Origin of the sequence: Rhizobium cerradonense (assembly GCF_030182455.1) — a bacterium.
In the GTDB taxonomy this organism is placed as follows: domain Bacteria; phylum Pseudomonadota; class Alphaproteobacteria; order Rhizobiales; family Rhizobiaceae; genus Rhizobium.
Genome location: NZ_JAQJCK010000002.1, coordinates 279,695 through 297,773, shown reverse-complemented (window position 1 = coordinate 297,773; position 18,079 = coordinate 279,695). Strand labels below are relative to the sequence as shown.

Below are 18,079 nucleotides of genomic sequence, written 5' to 3'. Positions count from 1 at the left end.
GTCTCTTTATCCGAATGGCGGTTCTGCATGCCCCTTTTCCACCGAGCCAATATGATCCTCCCGGGCCTTGCCCTGACGAGTACCGTCGCGCTTCTCGCCTATGCCGGCGAGCGCATCGAGATCGGTATTCTCGGCGGCAGATGGATCGAGAGCCTGGTGCTCGCCATTGCGCTCGGTATCGTCGTCTGCACCGTAAAGCCACTGAAACCCACCTTGCGCCCCGGGATCGATTTCAGCGCCAAGATCCTGCTGGAAATCGCCATTGTCCTGCTCGGCGCCTCGATCAGCCTCTCGGCGATCAGCGGCGCCGGTGTCTGGTTGATCGCCGGCATCGCCATCGTCGTCGTGCTGTCGATCGTAGCGACCTATGCGATCGGCCGGCTGCTTGGCCTGCCGCCGAAACTGGCGACGCTGATTGCCTGCGGCAACTCCATCTGCGGCAACTCGGCCATCGTTGCCGTTGCCCCGGTCATCGAGGCCGGCTCTGAAGAGATCGCCGCCGCCCTCGCCTTTACTGCCGTGCTCGGCATCGCCGCCGTCTTCCTGCTGCCGCTTCTCTATTTCCACGCCGGCATGAGCGTGCCGCAATATGGCGTGCTGGCGGGATTGACCGTCTATGCCGTGCCCCAGGTGCTTGCCGCCACCGCACCTGTCAGCATGCTTGCTGTGCAGACCGGCACCCTGGTCAAGCTGGTGCGCGTATTGATGCTCGGGCCCGTCATCTTCCTGCTCGGGATCATCACCAAGACCGAAACGGCGGGGATGGACGGCCGCACGGGCCACCGCCACTCGCTGGTTCCCTGGTTCATCTGCGGCTTTCTGGGACTGATGGCCCTACGCTCTTTCGGCCTGATCCCGGACGCACTGGTCGCGCCGATGGCCCTGACCTCCAACATCCTGACGGTGATTGCGATGGCCGCACTTGGCCTGTCGGTGAACATCCGCTCCGTTGCGCATGCCGGCGGCCGGGTGATTACGGCTGCTACGCTGTCGCTACTGACGCTCGGCGTCGTCAGCTATGGGCTGATTGCCGCCCTGCAAATCCAGTAGGCCCGGCATTGCCTTGGGAATTGCCAGAAGCCGGGTGCTGATCTGGCCTCAGTACCGATGTCAACAGCACCGCGATCTCGTTGCCCGGCGAGGGATAACCGATCGCATACCCCTGAAGTCCGTCACAACCGGCACGCGCCAGGAGCCGCGCATGGTCCTCGGTTTCGACCCCCTCGGCGATGACCTCGACGCTGAGCGCCCTCGCTATTTCCACGATCGAACCCACCAGGCGGCGCTGTTCGTCCGAGACGGTAATTGCGGTCACCAACTGCCGGTCGATCTTCAGTCGCTTCGGTTTCAGCTTCACGAGGCCAATCAGTGAAGCATGGCCAGAGCCGAAATCGTCGATCTCGATCTCGATGCCCATCTGTTTGATCGCGTCGATATTGGCGAGCGTTTTGTCGTCGGGATCGTCGAGGAAGATCGTTTCGATCAGCTCGAAGGTGATGGTATGAGGCGGTATGTTCAGAGCCTGCAGCCGTTCGATCAGGTTTGGATCAGCCAGACGGCTCCCCGAGATGTTGACGGCAATGCGCGGCGGCGTCAGGCCCTGCATGGCCCAGTTGGCTCGGTCGAACAGTACGCGGTTCAGGATGGCCGCATCGATCTCGGCCGTCAGCCCATATTCCTCGGCCACTTTGAGGAAGGCTGCCGGCGCCAGCAGCCCCTTCTCCGGGTGCCACCATCGGGCCAGAGCTTCCAGCCCCACAATCCGTCGGCTGCGCGCATCCACCTGGATTTGGTAGTAAGGCACGATTTCGTGCCGTATCAGCGCCAGTCGCAATTCCTCTGCCAATTGCCGTTCGGCCTGCAGATCGGATTGCAGTTTCGGCGTGAAGAATTCGACGCGGTTGCGGCCAGATTTCTTGGCTTGATAGAGGGCGATGTCGGATTCCGCCAGTAGATTGCCGGCCTCGCCAACGACGCTCCAGGCTGCGCCTATCGAGGCGCCCACCGGCAGCATCTCATGATGGAAGCGGATGTCGCGCCGCAGCCGCCATAAAATATCCTCGGCAATGGTTTTGAGGTCGTCGGCACCATCGATGTCGACCAGCACCACGACGAATTCATCGCCGCCAATGCGGGCGACCATGTCTTTAGCCGTAATCGACCCGGAAATCCGTACCGCCGCATTCTGCAGCGTCACGTCACCGGCTGCGTGCCCCCATTTGTCATTGATCTGCTTGAAGCTGTCGAGATCGATGTGGAGGACGGCCAGCGTCTTGACCGCCGGATCGGCGCGCAGCTCCGCCAAGCGGCGATCGAAGTAGCGGCGGTTGGGGAGGCCGGTCAGATAGTCGTGGTCGGCGGCATGTTCTATGCGGGCGCGGCTCTGCTCCAGCGCGATTGCACGAGCCTCCGCGACCGCCTTCTGATTGGTAAGCTCGCGGTTAAGCAGGACATCGGCCGTGACATCCCACTCCGCGCCGATGAAGGACGGCTCGCCGTCAGGCCCCTCATAGAAATGGGCGCGCGAGCGCAGATAACGTATCTCTCCTTCGGGCAGGATGATGCGAAATTGCGAGTTGTAGAAACCCTTTTCCGCAGTGGCTGCCTCGAACTCGGCGATTGCCCGCTCGACATCGTCGGGATGAAGAGCGTTCAGCCAGACCGCCGAGGACACTTTGCGATCGGTGGCGCCGGTCTGGTAGAGCTTGTGCATCTGCAGATCCCAGAGGATTTCCTCCTGGTTCAGGCTATGCTCCCAGACGCCGATTTGAGACGTCTCCAGTGCCAATTCCAACCTCCTCAAGAGGTCTTGGAACTCCTGTTCGGATCGCCCTGACACCGTCTCTTCCACCGAGTTCGAACCCCTCCTGATATATGGAAAGTTTGCAAGATTTCGGCGGCATCTTTGCACCAGTGCCTTTAGCGATATTTAATAGGCCCTCAATAGTTGCGGGCTTTTGCCCGCAACTCCCGTCGCAATCCATTTGTGGTTAATGATTGTGGCGCGGCGGATTGGCCGCGAGGTCGCGGAAATCGGCAGCGCCATCGAGCACCGCGCCATCGGAAAGTTGCGTGACCGAACGGCGATAGATGCGCTGCCACGGCGTTGCGTCCGGCGGAATCGCCGGAATGCCGTCACCCTTGCGTCGCTCGATTTCCGCCTCGTCGACAAGCATGTCACAGCGGCCGTGATTGAAATCGATGCGGATGGTGTCGCCAGTCCTGAGCCAGGCAAGCCCACCGCCGGCCGCACTTTCCGGTGAGGCGTTGAGGATCGACGGGCTGTCGGCGGTCCCAGATTGGCGGCCGTCACCGATCGTCGGCAGGCTGCGGATGCCCCGCTTCAGCAACGCATCCGGCGGCTGCATGTTGACCACCTCGGCAGAGCCCGGCCAACCGATCGGCCCAGCCCCGCGAATGACGAGGATCGTATTCTCATCGATGCCGAGAGCCGCATCGTTGATGCGCTTGTGATAGTCCTCTGATCCGTCGAACACCACCGCCCTGCCTTCGAATACGCCCTCCCTGCCCGGCTCCTGCAGATAGCGGCTGCGGAAATCCTCCGAAACGACGCTCATCTTCATGATAGCAAAATCGAAGAGATTGCCCTTCAGCACCAGGAATCCCGCCCGCTCCTTCAGTGGCTCGGCGAAAGGACGGATAACCTCGCGGTCCGTCGCTTCCCTACCCTTCAGGTTCTCCGCCATGGTCTTACCGGTGACGGTCGGACAGTCGCCATCGAGCTTGCCCGCCTGCAGCAACTCCCACATGATCGCCGGCACGCCGCCGGCGCGATGAAAGCGCTCGCCCAGGTAGGCGCCTGCCGGCTGCACATTGGCCAGCAGCGGAATGTCGAAGCCGTGCACCTGCCAGTCCTCGGGATGAAGCTCGACGCCCGCATGCCTCGCCATGGCCGCAAGATGCGGTTGCGCATTGGTCGAGCCGCCGATGGCAGAATTCACGCGGATGGCATTGAGGAAGGCCTGACGCGTCAGCACGTCCGAAGGCTTGATGTCGGCGAGAACCAGCTCGACCGCACGCCTTCCGGTGCGGTAAGCCATCTGGCCGCGCTCGCGGTAGGCGCCGGGAATGGCGGCACAGCCGGTCAGCGACATCCCAAGCGCTTCCGCCATGGCATTCATGGTCGAAGCAGTTCCCATGGTATTGCAATGGCCGATCGAGGGCGCCGAGGCGAGCGACGCCTCCATGAATTCCTCTTCGTCGATCTCGCCCGCCGCCAGCTTGCGGCGCGACCGCCAGATCACCGTGCCGGAGCCCGCAAGCTCGCCCTCATGCCAGCCGTCGAGCATGGGGCCGCCGGACAGGACGATAGCCGGAATATTGACGGTCGAAGCCGCCATCAGCGCCGATGGCGTGGTCTTGTCGCAACCGGTCGTCAGCACAACGCCATCGAGCGGATAGCCATAAAGCACCTCGACAAGGCCGAGATAGGCAAGATTGCGGTCAAGCGCCGCGGTCGGGCGCTTGCAATTCTCGAAGATCGGATGGGTCGGGAATTCGATCGGAATGCCGCCGGCATCGCGAATGCCGTCGCGGACACGCTTGGCGAGATCGAGGTGATGACGGTTGCAAGGCGTCAAGTCGCTACCGCTCTGGGCGATGCCGATGATCGGCTTGCCGGAGCGTAGCTCCTCGGGCGTGATGCCATAATTCATGAAGCGCTCGAGATAGAGCGCGGTCATGTCGATATGATCCGGATTGTCGAACCAGTCCTGCGAACGCAGGCGGCGTTTGGAGATACCCTTGTCGGTCATGTCTTCCTCAAGTCTTTCCTCGAGCATTCTTGTCTTCGAGATACTGCAGCAAGCCGCTGTGATCGCTTTCACCGCCGCCCTGCTCCACGAATTCGGCAAACTCCGCCCTGACGGCTTCGGTCAACGGCAGATGCAGCGACAGGCTTTGAGCGGCGGCGAGAACGGCATCGAGGTCTTTCAGTTGGTTGCGCGACGTGCCGCCGGGTATGAAATTACGCTCGATCATGCGCTGGCCGTGCAGCTCCAGAATCCGGCTTTCGGCAAAGCCGCCGCGAATGGCGGTGCGAAACGCCTCGGGCGAACCGCCGCCGGCTTCGACCAGCAGCATGGCTTCCGCAATCGCGCCGATGGTGACCGCAACGATCTGCTGGTTCCCGAGCTTGGCAAGCTGGCCGGCGCCGCTGGGTCCCACACGGGTGACGCGGCCGAGCGGGGCCAGCACATCGCGGACGCTATCGATGACGTCGGCGTCACCGCCCGCCATGATCGCCAGCGTCCCGGCGGCCGCGCCGACCACGCCGCCGGAGACCGGGGCGTCGATATGATGAACGCCACGCTCAGCCAACTTTTCGGCATTCTCGCGGGCGAGCGGCGGCGGGATGGAGCTATTGTCGACCACGACGGCACCGGGCTCCAATGCTTCAGCGACACCGCTTCCGAACAGGACCTCACTGACCGCGCCGGCATTGGTCAGCATGGTGAACAAGACAGTGGCGCCCTTGGCCGCCTCCACCGCCGTCGCGGCGACTGTCGCACCATCGGCCGCCAATGCGTCCGCCTTGCTTCGGTCACGGTTCCAGACGGTGACGGCAAAACCGGCAGCGAGCAGCCGTCGCGCCATCGGGGCTCCCATCAATCCGGTCCCGAGAAAAGCTATCTTCCGATCGGTCATGCAAGGCGTCCTTCACTTTGCCTGACTGTTTGATAGACCCATGGCATCCGCATGCAAACGAAATTGGCAGGCCGGAACTAAATCTTCGAAAAACAAATTGGCCGAAATGGAAAATATCGAACCGACGTGAAATAAAAAAAGGGGCGAGACCTTGCGGTCTCGCCCACGACATATCGGGCACTGGGGGTACTGTCCGACACGATATTCCTATTCGGCGGCGATCGGGAGAACCTCTGCCGAATGGTTGTTGTCGTTATGGTGATGCTGCTTCAGCGGACGGTTGCCCGTCAGCCTGCGGATCAGCACGTAAAACACCGGCGTCATGAAGATGCCGAAGAACGTGACGCCGATCATGCCTGAGAACACCGCAACCCCCATAGCAGCGCGCATCTCGGCGCCGGCGCCCGTCGAGGTGACCAACGGCACGACACCCATGATGAAGGCCATGGAGGTCATCAGGATCGGGCGCAGACGCAGACGGCTGGCTTCGACAGCGGCCTGAACCGGGGTGCGGCCCTCGAATTCCAGCTCGCGGGCGAATTCCACGATCAGGATCGCGTTCTTCGCCGACAAGCCCACCAACACCATCAAGCCGATCTGCGTGAAGATGTTATTGTCGCCCCCGATCAGCCAGACACCCGTCAACGCGGCGAGCACACCCATCGGCACGATCATGACGATCGCGAGCGGCAGGCTGACGCTTTCATACTGGGCTGCCAGCACGAGATAAACGAGCAACAGAGCCAGCGGGAAGATGATGACGCCCGAGCTGCCGGCCAGGATCTGCTGGTAGGTCAGGTCCGTCCATTCGAAGCCAATGCCCTTGGGCAGCGTTTCGTTGGCGATGCGCTCCACGGCAGCCTGGGCCTGGCCTGACGAGAAGCCCGGCGCCGGACCGCCGTTGATATCGGCGGCAAGGAAGCCGTTGTAACGCGTCGTCCGCTCCGGACCGGTGCTGGCCTCGACCTTCAACAGCGCCGACAGCGGGATCATCTGGCCCGATGCCGAACGAACCTTCAACTGGCCGATATCGCTTGCGTGAGCGCGGAACTTGGCGTCCGCCTGGACGCGCACGCTATAAGTACGGCCGAAAGCATTGAAGTCGTTGACATAGAGCGAACCCAGATAGATCTGCAGCGTGTCGAAGACATCGGTCACCGAGACACCCAGTTGCTCAGCCTTGGCGCGATCGAGATCGGCAAAGAGCTGCGGCACGTTGATCTGGTAGCTGGAGAACAGCCCGGTAAGTTCCGGCGCCTGATAGGCCTTGGCGAGGAACGCCTTGTTGGCCTCATCGAGCGCCTGGTAGCCGAGACCCGCTCGATCCTCGATCTGCATCTTGAAACCGCCGGTCGTGCCGAGGCCCTGGACGGGCGGCGGCGGGAACATGGCGATGAAGGCATCCTGGATCGCGCCGAACTTCTGGTTCAACTGCATGGCGATGGCGCCGCCTGACAGGTTCGGCGTCGTGCGCTCCTCAAACGCTTTCAAGGTCACGAAGACGATGCCGGCGTTGGACGAGTTGGTGAAGCCGTTGATCGACAGGCCCGGGAAGGCGATCGCATGTTCGACGCCCGGCTGCTGCATGGCGATGTCGCTCATCCGGTGAATGACGTCATCCGTGCGGTCGAGGGTGGCACCGTCAGGCAACTGCGCAAAGCCGATGAGGTACTGCTTGTCCTGCTGTGGCACGAAGCCGCCGGGAACGGCCTGGAACAGATAGTAGGTCGCGCCGATCAGCGCGATATAGACCACCATCACCAGGCTCTTCAGCGACAGGATGCCGCCGACGCCCTTGCCGTAGGCATTCGATCCGCGGTGGAACACCTTATTGAAGCCGCGGAAGAACCAGCCGAACAACACATCCATCACGCGCGTCAGCAGATCCTTCGGCGCATGATGATCCTTCAACAGCATGGCCGCCAACGCCGGAGACAGCGTCAGCGAGTTGAAGGCGGAAATCACGGTCGAGATGGCGATCGTCAGCGCGAACTGGCGATAGAACTGGCCCGACAGACCGGAGATGAAGGCGAGCGGCACGAAGACGGCGACCAGCACCAAGGCAATCGCAATGATCGGGCCGGAGACTTCCTTCATGGCACGATAGGTCGCATCGCGTGGACTGAGGCCGTTTTCGATATTTCGCTCGACGTTTTCGACGACCACGATGGCGTCGTCCACGACAATACCGATCGCCAGCACCAACCCGAAGAGGCTGAGCGCGTTGATCGAAAAGCCGAAGACATACATCACCGCGAAAGTGCCGATGATCGAGACAGGAACGGCGATCAACGGAATGATCGACGCGCGCCAGGTCTGCAGGAACAGGATGACGACGACCACGACGAGCGCGATGGCTTCGAGCAGCGTATGAACGACCTTGTCGATCGAAGCGCGTACGAACTGTGTGGTATCGTAGACGATCTCATACTTGACGCCATCGGGCATCGCCGTCTGCAGCTCGTTCATGGTCTTGATGACCTCGTCCGAGATGGTGATGGCGTTCGAACCCGGAGCCTGGAAGACCGGCACGGCAACTGCGGGCTTGCCGTCGAGCAGCGAGCGCAGCGAATAATCCGATGCACCGAGCTCGACGCGAGCGACGTCGCGCAGACGCGTAATTTCACCGTTGGTGCCGCTCTTGACGATGATGTTGCCGAATTCTTCCGGCGTCGTCAGGCGGCCCTGGGCGTTGACGGAGAGCTGGACGTCGAGACCGGGAACGCTGGGCGAAGCACCGATGATGCCGGCTGCGGCCTGGACGTTCTGCTGGCGGATGGCGGTGGCGATGTCGCTCGCAGCCAGACCACGTTCGGCGGCCTTTTGCGGATCGACCCAGACGCGCATCGAATAGTCGCCCGAACCGAACACCTGAACCTGACCGACGCCTTCGATACGGGCAAGCCGGTCCTTGATGTTCAGCGTGGCGTAGTTACGCAGATAAGTGATGTCATAGCGATTGTCCGGTGAGATGAGGTTGACCACCATCATCAAATCCGGCGAACTTTTGACAGTAGTGATGCCGAGGTCGCGAACGTCCTGCGGCAATCGTGGCTCGGCCTGCGAGACGCGGTTTTGCACCAGTTGCTGCGCCTTGTCCGGATCGGTGCCGAGCTTGAAGGTGACGGTCAGCGTCAGAAGACCGTCCGATGTCGCCTGGCTGTTCATATAGAGCATGCCGTCGACGCCGTTGATCTGCTCTTCCAATGGCGTTGCCACGGTTTCGGCAATGACCTTCGGGTTGGCGCCCGGATATTGCGCGGTGACGACGATCGACGGCGGCACGACTTCCGGATATTCCGAAATCGGCAGCAGCTTCATGCCGATCAGGCCGGCGACCAGAATAAGGATCGACAGAACTCCGGCAAACACCGGACGGTCGACGAAAAATCTTGAGATGTTCATGGCAGAACCCTCTCCAGGGGTAAACGCAAGGACACGAAGTCCAGGCCCGTCGGCGATATGCCGCGAGCATTTCAAAATCAGGGCATTGCATGATCGCCGGGAGACTCGGCCTCCCGGCGAAATCGATTACTGAGCGGCGGCGACTTTTTCTTCCGGCTTCGGATCGACCACGGCGCCCGGGCGAACCCGTTGCAGGCCGTTGACGATGACCCGATCACCGGCATTCAGCCCAGATTCGACGATGCGCTGGCCATCGGCCGTGTCGCCGAGGCTGATCTGGCGATAGACCACCTTGTTGTCGCCATCGACCACGAAGACGAACTTCTTGTCCTGATCGGTGCCGATCGCCCGCTCGCTGACGACCAGCTTGCTCTCGGCCTTCGGCTGGCCCATGCGCACGCGCACGAACTGACCCGGGATGAGACGCCCGCCGGGATTGTCGAAGACAGCGCGTACGGTGACAGTGCCGCTTGCCGCATCGACTTCATTGTCGATCAGTTGCAGCTTGCCGTTGATCGGCGTGCCGCTGTCATTGGCGGTGCCGATCTGCACGGGGATCTGTTCGACCGGCGGAACCGCGCCATTCGTCGTCGGGAGTTGAGCAAGCGCCTGGGTAACAGTCTGTTCGCTCGCATTGAAGCTGGCGTAGATCGGATCGACAGAGACGAGCGTCGTCAGCGCCGGCGAAGCGGAGCCGGCAGCAACGAGGTTGCCGACGGTCACTTCGATCTTACCGACGCGACCGGCGATCGGGGCGCGAACCTCGGTATAGTCGAGGTTCAACTGCGCAGTCTGCAGCGCGGCTTGCGCCGCCTTCAGATTGGCATCGGCCTCGGCGTAGTTGCTGGCGCGCGTGTCCATGTCGCTCTGCGAAATCGTCTTGTTATCGGAGAGCTTCTGGCCACGGTCGACTTCGACCTTGGCGAGATCCAGCTTGGCCTTGGCTGCGCCAACTTCCGCCTGCGCCTGGGCGACGGCCGCCTCATAGGGTGCCTGGTCGATCGTCACCAGCAGGTCGCCCTGCTTGACCAGCGCGCCTTCGCGGAAGTGCACCGACTCGATGGCGCCGGCCACACGCGGACGGACTTCCACACGGTCGATAGCTTCGAGCCGGCCGGAAAACTCCTGCCAGGTCGTGATGTCGCGTGCCTCGACGGCGGCGACGGTGACGGGGATCGCAGGCTTTGCAGCCGGGGCGGCCGTCTCGGTCGCCTGAGCGCCGCGGGGCAAATCCAGATAGAACGCCGCGCCTGCAACGGCCGCAGCAATACCCATGCCAGCGCCCCATAGGGCCCAGCGCTTACCGTTGGACTTCATGTTAGTCTCTCCTGTTGATCCCGGCTTGGGGCACGGGATCGAAAATGCCTATCGGCTCGACATCATCAGACTTAGCCGATCAAGTCTGCACATCCTCGACAAACTGCCTGAAACTACAGCAAACATCCTGCTGCCATGACGGCTTATCCTTAGACTGCCCGCCATAGATGGTGGGCCAGCCCGTCCCGGCGGGAAGGACTTGCTGGCGAACACGGACGCCGGCCCCTTTCAGGCGGCTGCCGTATTCCATGCCCTCGTCGCGGAGCGGGTCGTCCTCGGCCGTGAGCACCAATGCCGGCGCGAGGCCCGAAAGCCGCGAACAGTATCGAGGCGCCGCATAGGGGTGACAGACGCCGCCCAGAAAACCCAGGTAACGGTTCCAACCCTCAGTCCAACGCTCGCGCATGCCGCTTTCCTCCGCCTGGAGGAAAGATTTCGATCCCATGAAGGGATCAAGCAGCGGCGATATCAACACCTGTCCGTCCAGCGAACCGGGCATCTGGTCGCGCGCCTTTAAAGCCACTCCCGCTGCAACATTGCCACCCGATTCTTCACCGGCGACAAAGAGCAGCGATTTTTTCGCCCCGCCCAGCGCAAGCATGTTCCGCTTATTGCCGAGATAGGCGAGAATCCCGTAGGCGCACTCCAGCACCTGCGGAAAGGCATTTTGATTGCCGCTGGTGTAATCGGCAGCAACCACGATCGCACCGGCTTCAGCAAGACTTGCAGCCACCGGTCGGTCAATCGCATGCTCGGTATCGATAAAGGCGCCACCATGCAGGTAAAGCACGATGGGTGCCGCCTTCTTCATACCTTCGCCGTTGTAGATCCGCGCTGCGACCGGCCCGGTGGGCACGTTTTCCAGCATCACATCTTTCCACGGCGCGCTCATGGACCCATATCCTCATCTGTTCGATTGAACATGATTTTTCCGAAAACCGTGTCACACGTTCCAGGATCACGTTCTGAGTTACGCGGCCCAAGCGCCCCATGCCGCGTTGCAACAATCACATCCACAACATATTGTTATTCCGTTCTGAGAATAAGTGGCCTATATTCGATCAGACTATTCACCAGAACAAACAATCGACCTTTTTCGTTTTTGGTCGAAGGGCGCCTTAAGATGGACCAGCTATCAGCGATGCGGGCTTTCGCACGCGTGGTGGAGACGGGCAATTTCACCCGCGCCGCCACGACCCTCTCTATGCCGAAGGCGACGGTAACGACGCTCATCCAGTCGCTCGAGGCGCATTTGCACACCAAGTTGCTGAACCGCACGACTCGCCGCGTGATGGTGACGACAGACGGAGCACTCTATTACGAGCGCGCCATTCAGATCCTCTCCGAAATCGAGGAGCTGGATGGCAGCATCAGCAATTCGCAAAGCCTGCCGAGCGGCCGCCTGCGCGTCGAAATGGCGGGGGCTTTCGCTGACAACATCGTCATGCCGGCGCTTTGCGATTTTCATCAGCGCTATCCGGACATCCGCATCGACCTCGGCGTCGGCGACCGGCTGGTGGATTATCTGGCGGAGAATGTGGACTGTGCCCTGCGTGCAGGCATGCCGAGCGATCAGTCGCTGATTGCCCGGCGCGTCGGAGAGATACATCTCATCACCTGTGCTGCTCCTCGCTACATCGCAAAATTCGGCATGCCCGAACGGCCGGAAGAGCTGGAAAGCAACCACTATGCCGTCAGCTATTTCCGTGCACAGACCGGTCGAACGGTTCCGTTCGAATTCCAACGCGGCAATGAATCGCTGGAGATCAGCCCGCGCTACATCCTCTCGGTCAATGATAGCCGCAGCTACATCAACGCCGCACTGACCGGTCTCGGCATCGCCCAGGCGCCGGCCTTCATGGTTCGTGACGCGCTCGCCAAGGGCGATCTCATCCCCATCCTTCCCGGCTGGACCCACGCCCCTGTGCCGTTGCACATCGTCTATCCTCCGAACCGGCATCTCAGCAACAAGGTGCGCGTGTTCGTCGACTGGCTGGCAAAACTGCTGGTGACGTCGAAGGTTGGAGCGGTTTAAGACCTTCTCCCCGGCGGGGAGAAGGTGATGCTGGTGCTATCAGCTCCAGGAGGCTCCTGCCGGATGCCGGACCGTCGCGTTCAGCCGGTTCCAGACATTGTCCACGGCAACCGAGATGATCAAAGCGGATAGCGCTTTTTCGTCATAATATTTGGCTGCTTCATTCCAGACTTCATCGCTCACCGCGTCCGGCCGGTCGGCAAGCCGGGTCATCGCTTCGCCAAGCGCAAGGGCGGCACGTTCGGCATCGGTGAAATAGGGCATTTCGCGCCAAGCAGAAACGCCGACGATGCGCTCGATCTTTTCGCCTTCCTTCTGCAGCTTACGGAAACCCATGTCGGTGCAGACGCTGCAGCCATTGATCTGGCTGACACGCAGATGCACGAGATCCATGGTGTTCTCAGACACACCGCGATCCTTGATCGAGGCGCTGACCGCCAAGAGGGCTTGCAGGGTTTCCGGCAGGATGACGGCGGGGTTCTTCATGCGGGCTTGCATCATTCTCTCCTTGAGGTGTTTTCAGGTGAGCCCAACATGGGCCCGATCTTGACGACGCGGCTCCATGTCGATCCTTTGTCACATCGGCTGGGTTTCGTTCGTCATGGGCATGACGGAGCACGCACAAGGAATGTGACCGATGGACGAAAAAAAGTGGCAGGCAGAAAAATTCGAGGCCAACCGGCCGCATTTGCGTGCGGTCGCCTACCGCATGCTCGGCTCGCGGGCAGAGGCGGAGGACGCGGTGCAGGAGGCTTGGCTGCGACTCAGCCGTGCAGATATTTCTGACGTCGAAAATCTCAGCGGCTGGCTGACGACGGTGACCGCCCGCATCTGTCTCGACTGGCTGCGCTCCCGTAAATCCCGGCGCGAAGAGCCGCTGACCATCCGCGTCCCCGAACCGGTCGTCAGCCATGAAGCCGGTACAGGGAACGACCCGGAGCAGGACGCGCTGCTCGCCGATTCTGTCGGCCTGGCACTGCTGGTGGTACTGGAAAAGCTGATCCCAGCCGAGCGGCTGGCCTTTGTGCTGCACGACATGTTCGACATGCCCTTCGACGACATCGCGCTGATCGTTGGTCGCACGACGATCGCAACACGCCAGCTCGCCAGCCGTGCCCGCCGCCGAGTGCAGGGAGCGCCGGTCGCTGCGGAAGCCGATCTGAGCCGCCAGCGCCATGTGGTCGACGCCTTTCTGACGGCCTCGCGCGGCGGCGACCTGAATGCGCTTCTTGCCGCTCTCGATCCCGACGTCGTCTTCCGCGCCGATGCGGTGGCAACGAAAATGGGTTCGCTGCCGGAAATCCGCGGCCGGACGGCGGTGGCCGAAGCCTTCCGCGGCCGTGCCCAAGGAGCCCTACCCGCCGTCATCGATGGCGCCGTTGGCGCCGTCGTCGTCCTCGGCGGAAAATTGCGCATCGCGCTCCGTTTTGCCGTTGCCGATGGCGGCCGTATTGTCAGCATCGAGGCGATGGCCGATCCCGAGCAACTGCGTAATCTCGATGTGCTGGTCATCGATCGGTGACGGTGTCAGCGCATCTGCGTCGGGCTCGTCCCCGTCAGCCGGCGGAACATCGCGATGAAAGCGGAGGCGTTGCCGTAACCCAGTTGCGCCGCAATCCGATGTACCGGCTGGCCGGCTTCGATCATCGCCAGCGCCGCAACCAGCTTCAGCCGCTGGCGCCACTCGTTGAAGGAAATGCCGAGTTGATCGTGGCAGCGACGGGAAAGCGTCCGCTCGGTCGTTTTCATCCGATGCGCCCATTCCGCCAGGGAATGGCGGTCGCCAGGATCGGCCTGCAGTGCCCTCAGAACCGGTCCGAGCAACGCGTCGTCTGATAGCGGCAAATAGCTCTCGCTGCGCGGCGCCTGACGTATCTGATCGACCAGCACCTGCGCCAGCCGCAGGTCTTCCTCGCTCTTCGGCACGGTGATGTCGCGAGCGGCAAAGTCGGCAAGGATCGCCTTCAGAAGCGGGCTGAGGCCAAGCGTTGCCGGCGCCGCCGGAAGATTGGCGCAGAGCGAGCGCTCGACATAGACGGTGACATAGCGAACATCGTACTGGTTCCATGCCTCATGCAGCACATCAGGCGGAATCCAGATGGCATAATGCGGCGGCGACAGATAGCGTACGCCCTGAATATCGAAATCGACGACGCCGGCGAGCGCATAATTCAGCTCGCCCCAGGTCTGGCGTTTGGCGGGAAAGATCGTGCCGCCCTTGTAATTCTCCGTCCGGAAGGAGACCGGCTGCGGCGGGTCTCCCTGGATACGTGGTTCGCGCGCACTCATGTCCGTAATCCGCTACCGATGTCTGAAACTCGCTATATACCAGTAATCAGACAGAGCATAAAAGTGGCTTCACCATAATCTCGACCGATCCGGCCAGGCCGACCATCCGACAGGAGGACCGCCATGAGCAGCAGCACGACCCCTCCGGCCAATAGCACGACCTCCATCATGACGAGCGCCGCGCTTGCGCCGCTTTGCACCGTGCTCATCTGGTCCGGCAATACCATCGTCACCAAGGCAGCATCCGGCGTCATCTCGCCCGGCTCGATCTCCTTCTATCGCTGGCTGCTGGCCTTTCTCGTTCTCCTGCCCTTCGTTGGCCGGGCCGCATGGCAGAACCGTACCGTCCTCAAGCAATACTGGCTGAAGCTCGCCACCCTCGGCGCACTCGGGATGGTCATCTATCAAAGCCTTGCCTATGAGGCCGCCAAGACTACCTCGGCGGTCAACATGGGCGTCATTGTGGCGCTGATGCCGCTGCTGTCGACGCTGCTTGCCAGCGCACTCGCCGGCGAAAAGCTGACGGCTGCCAACCTCGCAGGCGGAGCCATCTCGCTGATCGGCCTGATCTATCTGACATCCCAGGGGCATCCGGTGACCCTACTGAGTGGCGGCTTCCATATCGGCGACGGCCTGATGATCGTTGCCGTGCTCTCCAATTCGCTCTATGGCGTGATGTTGAAACGCTGGGCGATGCCAATTTCCATGTGGCAGCAATTATTCTGGCAGATCGGCTTTTCGACCATTCTGTTGATTCCGGTTTTCCTGATGGGCGACATCTCGCCGATCACCTCGGCCAATCTGCCGCTGGTCCTCTATGCGGCCATTCCGACATCGCTGGTCGCACCGCTCTGCTGGATGATCGGCATCCAGAAACTTGGAGCCGCCCGCACCTCACTGCTCATCAATCTCCTGCCGATCATCGTGGCGGTCCTCGCCTGGGCAATCCTACACGAGCAGCTATACGCCTATCATGCTATTGGCGGCGCGCTCGCTCTCATCGGCGTCGGGCTTGGCCTCCGGCAGGCGAAGATCGCCAAGGGCGAGACAGAGCCGGGCGCGGATCAAGCTGCTTGGGAGACGGAGGAAGTCTGACAGCCCGGTCTTCGTGTCGAAACTCTTTTCATCGGGCCGTCCTTCGTTCTACGATGAACGATGCGACGGGAGTCGCCCGAGCAAGAAGGAAACGAGTGTGCGCATAGCCTTGGAACCGGTGTCTTCGAGAACGACCATCCAGGAGGGCGTTTACCAACAGTTGCGCAATGCGCTGATGGCCGGCAATTTCGATCCCGGCCAGACGCTGACCATCGCCTCGCTCGCCGAAACATTCGGCACCAGCAACATGCCCGTGCGCGAAGCCTTGCGGAGGCTTGCGGCGGAAAATGCGCTGGAGGTCGCGCCGAATGGCTCTGCCCGCATCCCAATCGTGACGCTTGCCCGCCTCGACGATCTTTGCCGCGCCCGCATTGCCGTTGAAGGATTGGCCGCCGAGCTTGGCATTCCCCGTCTGACGGCCACCGATATCCAGACATTGGAGCGCATCGCCGCCGAACAGCACGCCATCGGCCGCAGCAGCAATGTCTACGAACTCATGGCGAGGAACCAGCAGTTCCATTTCACCATCTACCGCGCCTCCGGCTCGGAGGTGCTGCTACAACTGATCGAAACGCTGTGGCTGCGTTTCGGCCCCTATATGCGAATGTTGTCGGCCTCCGTCGAGCCGCTGATGCGCAGCGGCGAGATCGATCCCGCAGGCCCGCATTTCCCGATCATCGAAGCGCTAAAGGCCGGCGATTTCGCCCGCGCCCGGGATGGCGTCGTCGCTGATATCCGTCGCACCCATGAGATCCTGCGCGACTATTGCCCTACAGAAGACGAACCTCGCGCCAAGGGACCGGCCTCAGCGCTGCGGCGGTGAACCGTCCGATATAGGGCGAGGAATTTAGTTGAACCCTCAAATATTTTGTGATCAAATGATCATAACGACATTTTCAATCCCTTTCTGTGAGCGAGATCCTCATGAGCGTTTCCCCTTCGCCATCGAAATTTTCTGGCCATAACAGCTTTCCGGTCGATGAAATCCGCGCCATGTTTCCGGCTATTCAGAAGGCCGGCGATTTCGTGTTTCTCGACAATGCCGGAGGCTCGCAAGTGCCGCAGACGGTGGTCGATGCGGTGGCCAATCATCTGATCGACTACAACGTCCAGCGCATGGCGAAATACCAGCACAGCCAGGGCGTCGACCGCAATCTGGATGAGGCGCGCGAGAGCGTTGCCATGTTGGTCAACGCCTATCGTCCCGAAGAAATCTCCTTCGGCCAAAATGCCACGTCGTTCATCCGCCTGGTAAGCCTCGGCATCGCCAAGCTGCTCGGCGAGCGCAACGAGATCGTCATTACCGATATGGACCATGACGCCAACATCGCCACCTGGCTGACGCTGGAGGCCGATGGCGCCAAGATCGTCTGGTGGCGCATGCGCGAAGACGGCACGCTGCACACCGAAGACCTGAAGCCGCTGCTGAACGACAAGACCCGCCTCGTCGCCTGCACCGTGACTGCCCACTCCATCGGCACGATCGTCGATGTCGCCACGGTGGGCAAGCTGGCGCATGCGGCCGGCGCCGAAGTCTTCCTCGATTGCGTCCACTATGGCCCGCATGGCCTGATGGACGTGCAAGCCTGGAATTGCGACTATCTCGTCTGCTCGGGCTACAAGAATTTCTCGCCGCACATGGGCTTCCTTTGGGGCCGCTACGACGCGCTGGTCAAGCTGCCGACCTTCAAGGAAGACTTCATCCCGGACGTGCCGCCCTACAAGATCGAAGTCGGCACTTTCACCTATGAAAACGTCGCGGGCATGAACGCCGCTGTCAAATATCTCGAAGCCCTCGGCCTCCGCTTCCTGCCAGCGGGCCAACACACCCGCCGCGAGGCGCTCGCCGCTGCCATGGGTGCCATCCGCGAATACGAGCTGATGCTTTCGCGCGAGATGATCGCCGTTCTGAAGCGTCACGGCGCCGTCATCTATGGTATTTCCGACGACGCCCGCCTCGAACAGCGCGTGCCGACCATCTGCTTCAACATGCCGGGGATCACGCCGCAGGAATTCGCTGCGGACATGGGCGAAGCGGGTATCGGGCTGCGCGACGGCCATATGTTTGCCCCGCGCCTGATGAAACGCCTCGGCCTCTCCATGGAAACCGGTGCCATCCGCGTATCTCTCGTGCATTACAATAAGGTCGAGGAAATCGCCCGGTTCGAGAAAGTGCTTACAGAGGTCATGGCGCGGTACAAATAGTCGCTTCGCAGAGATTTGATTTGAGGCTATCCCTCTTCGCAGAGATCGTTGGAGAGGCAGAAAAAC

General features: G+C 61.5%; 14 protein-coding genes. 6 read left to right on the top strand and 8 right to left on the bottom strand.

Annotated elements, in window-relative coordinates; translation table 11 throughout:
* Positions 1 to 27 precede the first annotated feature (27 nt).
* Entirely contained in the window at positions 28 to 1,050 is a 1,023-nt protein-coding gene (locus tag PH547_RS05565) for a YeiH family protein (RefSeq protein ID WP_104824058.1), read from the top strand.
* On the opposite strand, the gene PH547_RS05560 is transcribed toward PH547_RS05565, so the two are convergent.
* The 6 genes from PH547_RS05560 to PH547_RS05535 form a co-directional block, all read right to left on the bottom strand.
* The gene (locus PH547_RS05560) at positions 1,013 to 2,851 is read right to left on the bottom strand and encodes a putative bifunctional diguanylate cyclase/phosphodiesterase (protein WP_285167752.1); all 1,839 of its coding nucleotides are present in this window, start codon (positions 2,849 to 2,851) and stop codon (positions 1,013 to 1,015) included. The two genes, PH547_RS05565 and PH547_RS05560, sit on opposite strands and share 38 nt — an antisense overlap.
* A 139-nt stretch (positions 2,852 to 2,990) precedes the next feature.
* Positions 2,991 to 4,775, bottom strand: coding sequence for an IlvD/Edd family dehydratase (locus PH547_RS05555; RefSeq protein WP_285167892.1), 1,785 nt, complete (start codon positions 4,773 to 4,775; stop codon positions 2,991 to 2,993).
* Between the two features lie 7 nt (positions 4,776 to 4,782).
* Positions 4,783 to 5,667 (bottom strand): NAD(P)-dependent oxidoreductase, encoded by an 885-nt coding sequence (locus tag PH547_RS05550; protein ID WP_104824060.1) that lies wholly within the window; start codon positions 5,665 to 5,667, stop codon positions 4,783 to 4,785.
* A gap of 207 nt (positions 5,668 to 5,874) precedes the next feature.
* Entirely contained in the window at positions 5,875 to 9,072 is a 3,198-nt protein-coding gene (locus tag PH547_RS05545; protein WP_285167751.1) for an efflux RND transporter permease subunit, read from the bottom strand.
* A 126-nt stretch (positions 9,073 to 9,198) separates the two neighbouring features.
* A complete protein-coding gene (locus PH547_RS05540; protein ID WP_104824062.1) occupies positions 9,199 to 10,389 on the bottom strand; it encodes an efflux RND transporter periplasmic adaptor subunit in 1,191 nt (396 codons plus the stop codon).
* A gap of 79 nt (positions 10,390 to 10,468) precedes the next feature.
* On the bottom strand, positions 10,469 to 11,281 hold the full coding sequence (locus tag PH547_RS05535) for an alpha/beta hydrolase fold domain-containing protein (RefSeq protein WP_104824063.1): 813 nt from the start codon (positions 11,279 to 11,281) through the stop codon (positions 10,469 to 10,471).
* 231 nt (positions 11,282 to 11,512) lie between these two features.
* Between PH547_RS05535 and PH547_RS05530 the strand changes: the two genes are divergently transcribed.
* A complete protein-coding gene (locus tag PH547_RS05530) occupies positions 11,513 to 12,424 on the top strand; it encodes a LysR family transcriptional regulator (protein ID WP_104824064.1) in 912 nt (303 codons plus the stop codon).
* A gap of 39 nt (positions 12,425 to 12,463) precedes the next feature.
* Here the strand turns inward: PH547_RS05530 and PH547_RS05525 are convergent, their stop codons facing one another.
* Positions 12,464 to 12,922 carry a carboxymuconolactone decarboxylase family protein gene (locus PH547_RS05525; RefSeq protein ID WP_104824065.1) on the bottom strand — a complete coding sequence of 153 codons (459 nt, stop codon included), beginning with the start codon at positions 12,920 to 12,922 and terminating at the stop codon, positions 12,464 to 12,466.
* Between the two features lie 139 nt (positions 12,923 to 13,061).
* Here PH547_RS05525 and PH547_RS05520 point away from each other — a divergent pair, with 139 nt between their 5' ends.
* On the top strand, positions 13,062 to 13,946 hold the full coding sequence (locus PH547_RS05520; protein WP_285167750.1) for a sigma-70 family RNA polymerase sigma factor: 885 nt from the start codon (positions 13,062 to 13,064) through the stop codon (positions 13,944 to 13,946).
* A gap of 5 nt (positions 13,947 to 13,951) precedes the next feature.
* Here the strand turns inward: PH547_RS05520 and PH547_RS05515 are convergent, their stop codons facing one another.
* Complete coding sequence (locus tag PH547_RS05515; RefSeq protein ID WP_285167749.1) at positions 13,952 to 14,713, bottom strand: AraC family transcriptional regulator; 762 nt, start codon at positions 14,711 to 14,713, stop codon at positions 13,952 to 13,954.
* 123 nt (positions 14,714 to 14,836) lie between these two features.
* Between PH547_RS05515 and PH547_RS05510 the strand changes: the two genes are divergently transcribed.
* The 3 genes from PH547_RS05510 (at position 14,837) to PH547_RS05500 (ending at position 18,013) form a co-directional block, all read left to right on the top strand.
* Positions 14,837 to 15,808 (top strand): DMT family transporter, encoded by a 972-nt coding sequence (locus tag PH547_RS05510; protein ID WP_285167748.1) that lies wholly within the window; start codon positions 14,837 to 14,839, stop codon positions 15,806 to 15,808.
* Between the two features lie 97 nt (positions 15,809 to 15,905).
* Positions 15,906 to 16,631: a GntR family transcriptional regulator gene (locus PH547_RS05505; protein ID WP_283047105.1), complete on the top strand. Its 726-nt coding sequence runs from the start codon at positions 15,906 to 15,908 to the stop codon at positions 16,629 to 16,631.
* A gap of 101 nt (positions 16,632 to 16,732) precedes the next feature.
* Entirely contained in the window at positions 16,733 to 18,013 is a 1,281-nt protein-coding gene (locus PH547_RS05500) for a cysteine desulfurase-like protein (protein WP_285167747.1), read from the top strand.
* Positions 18,014 to 18,079 lie beyond the last annotated feature (66 nt).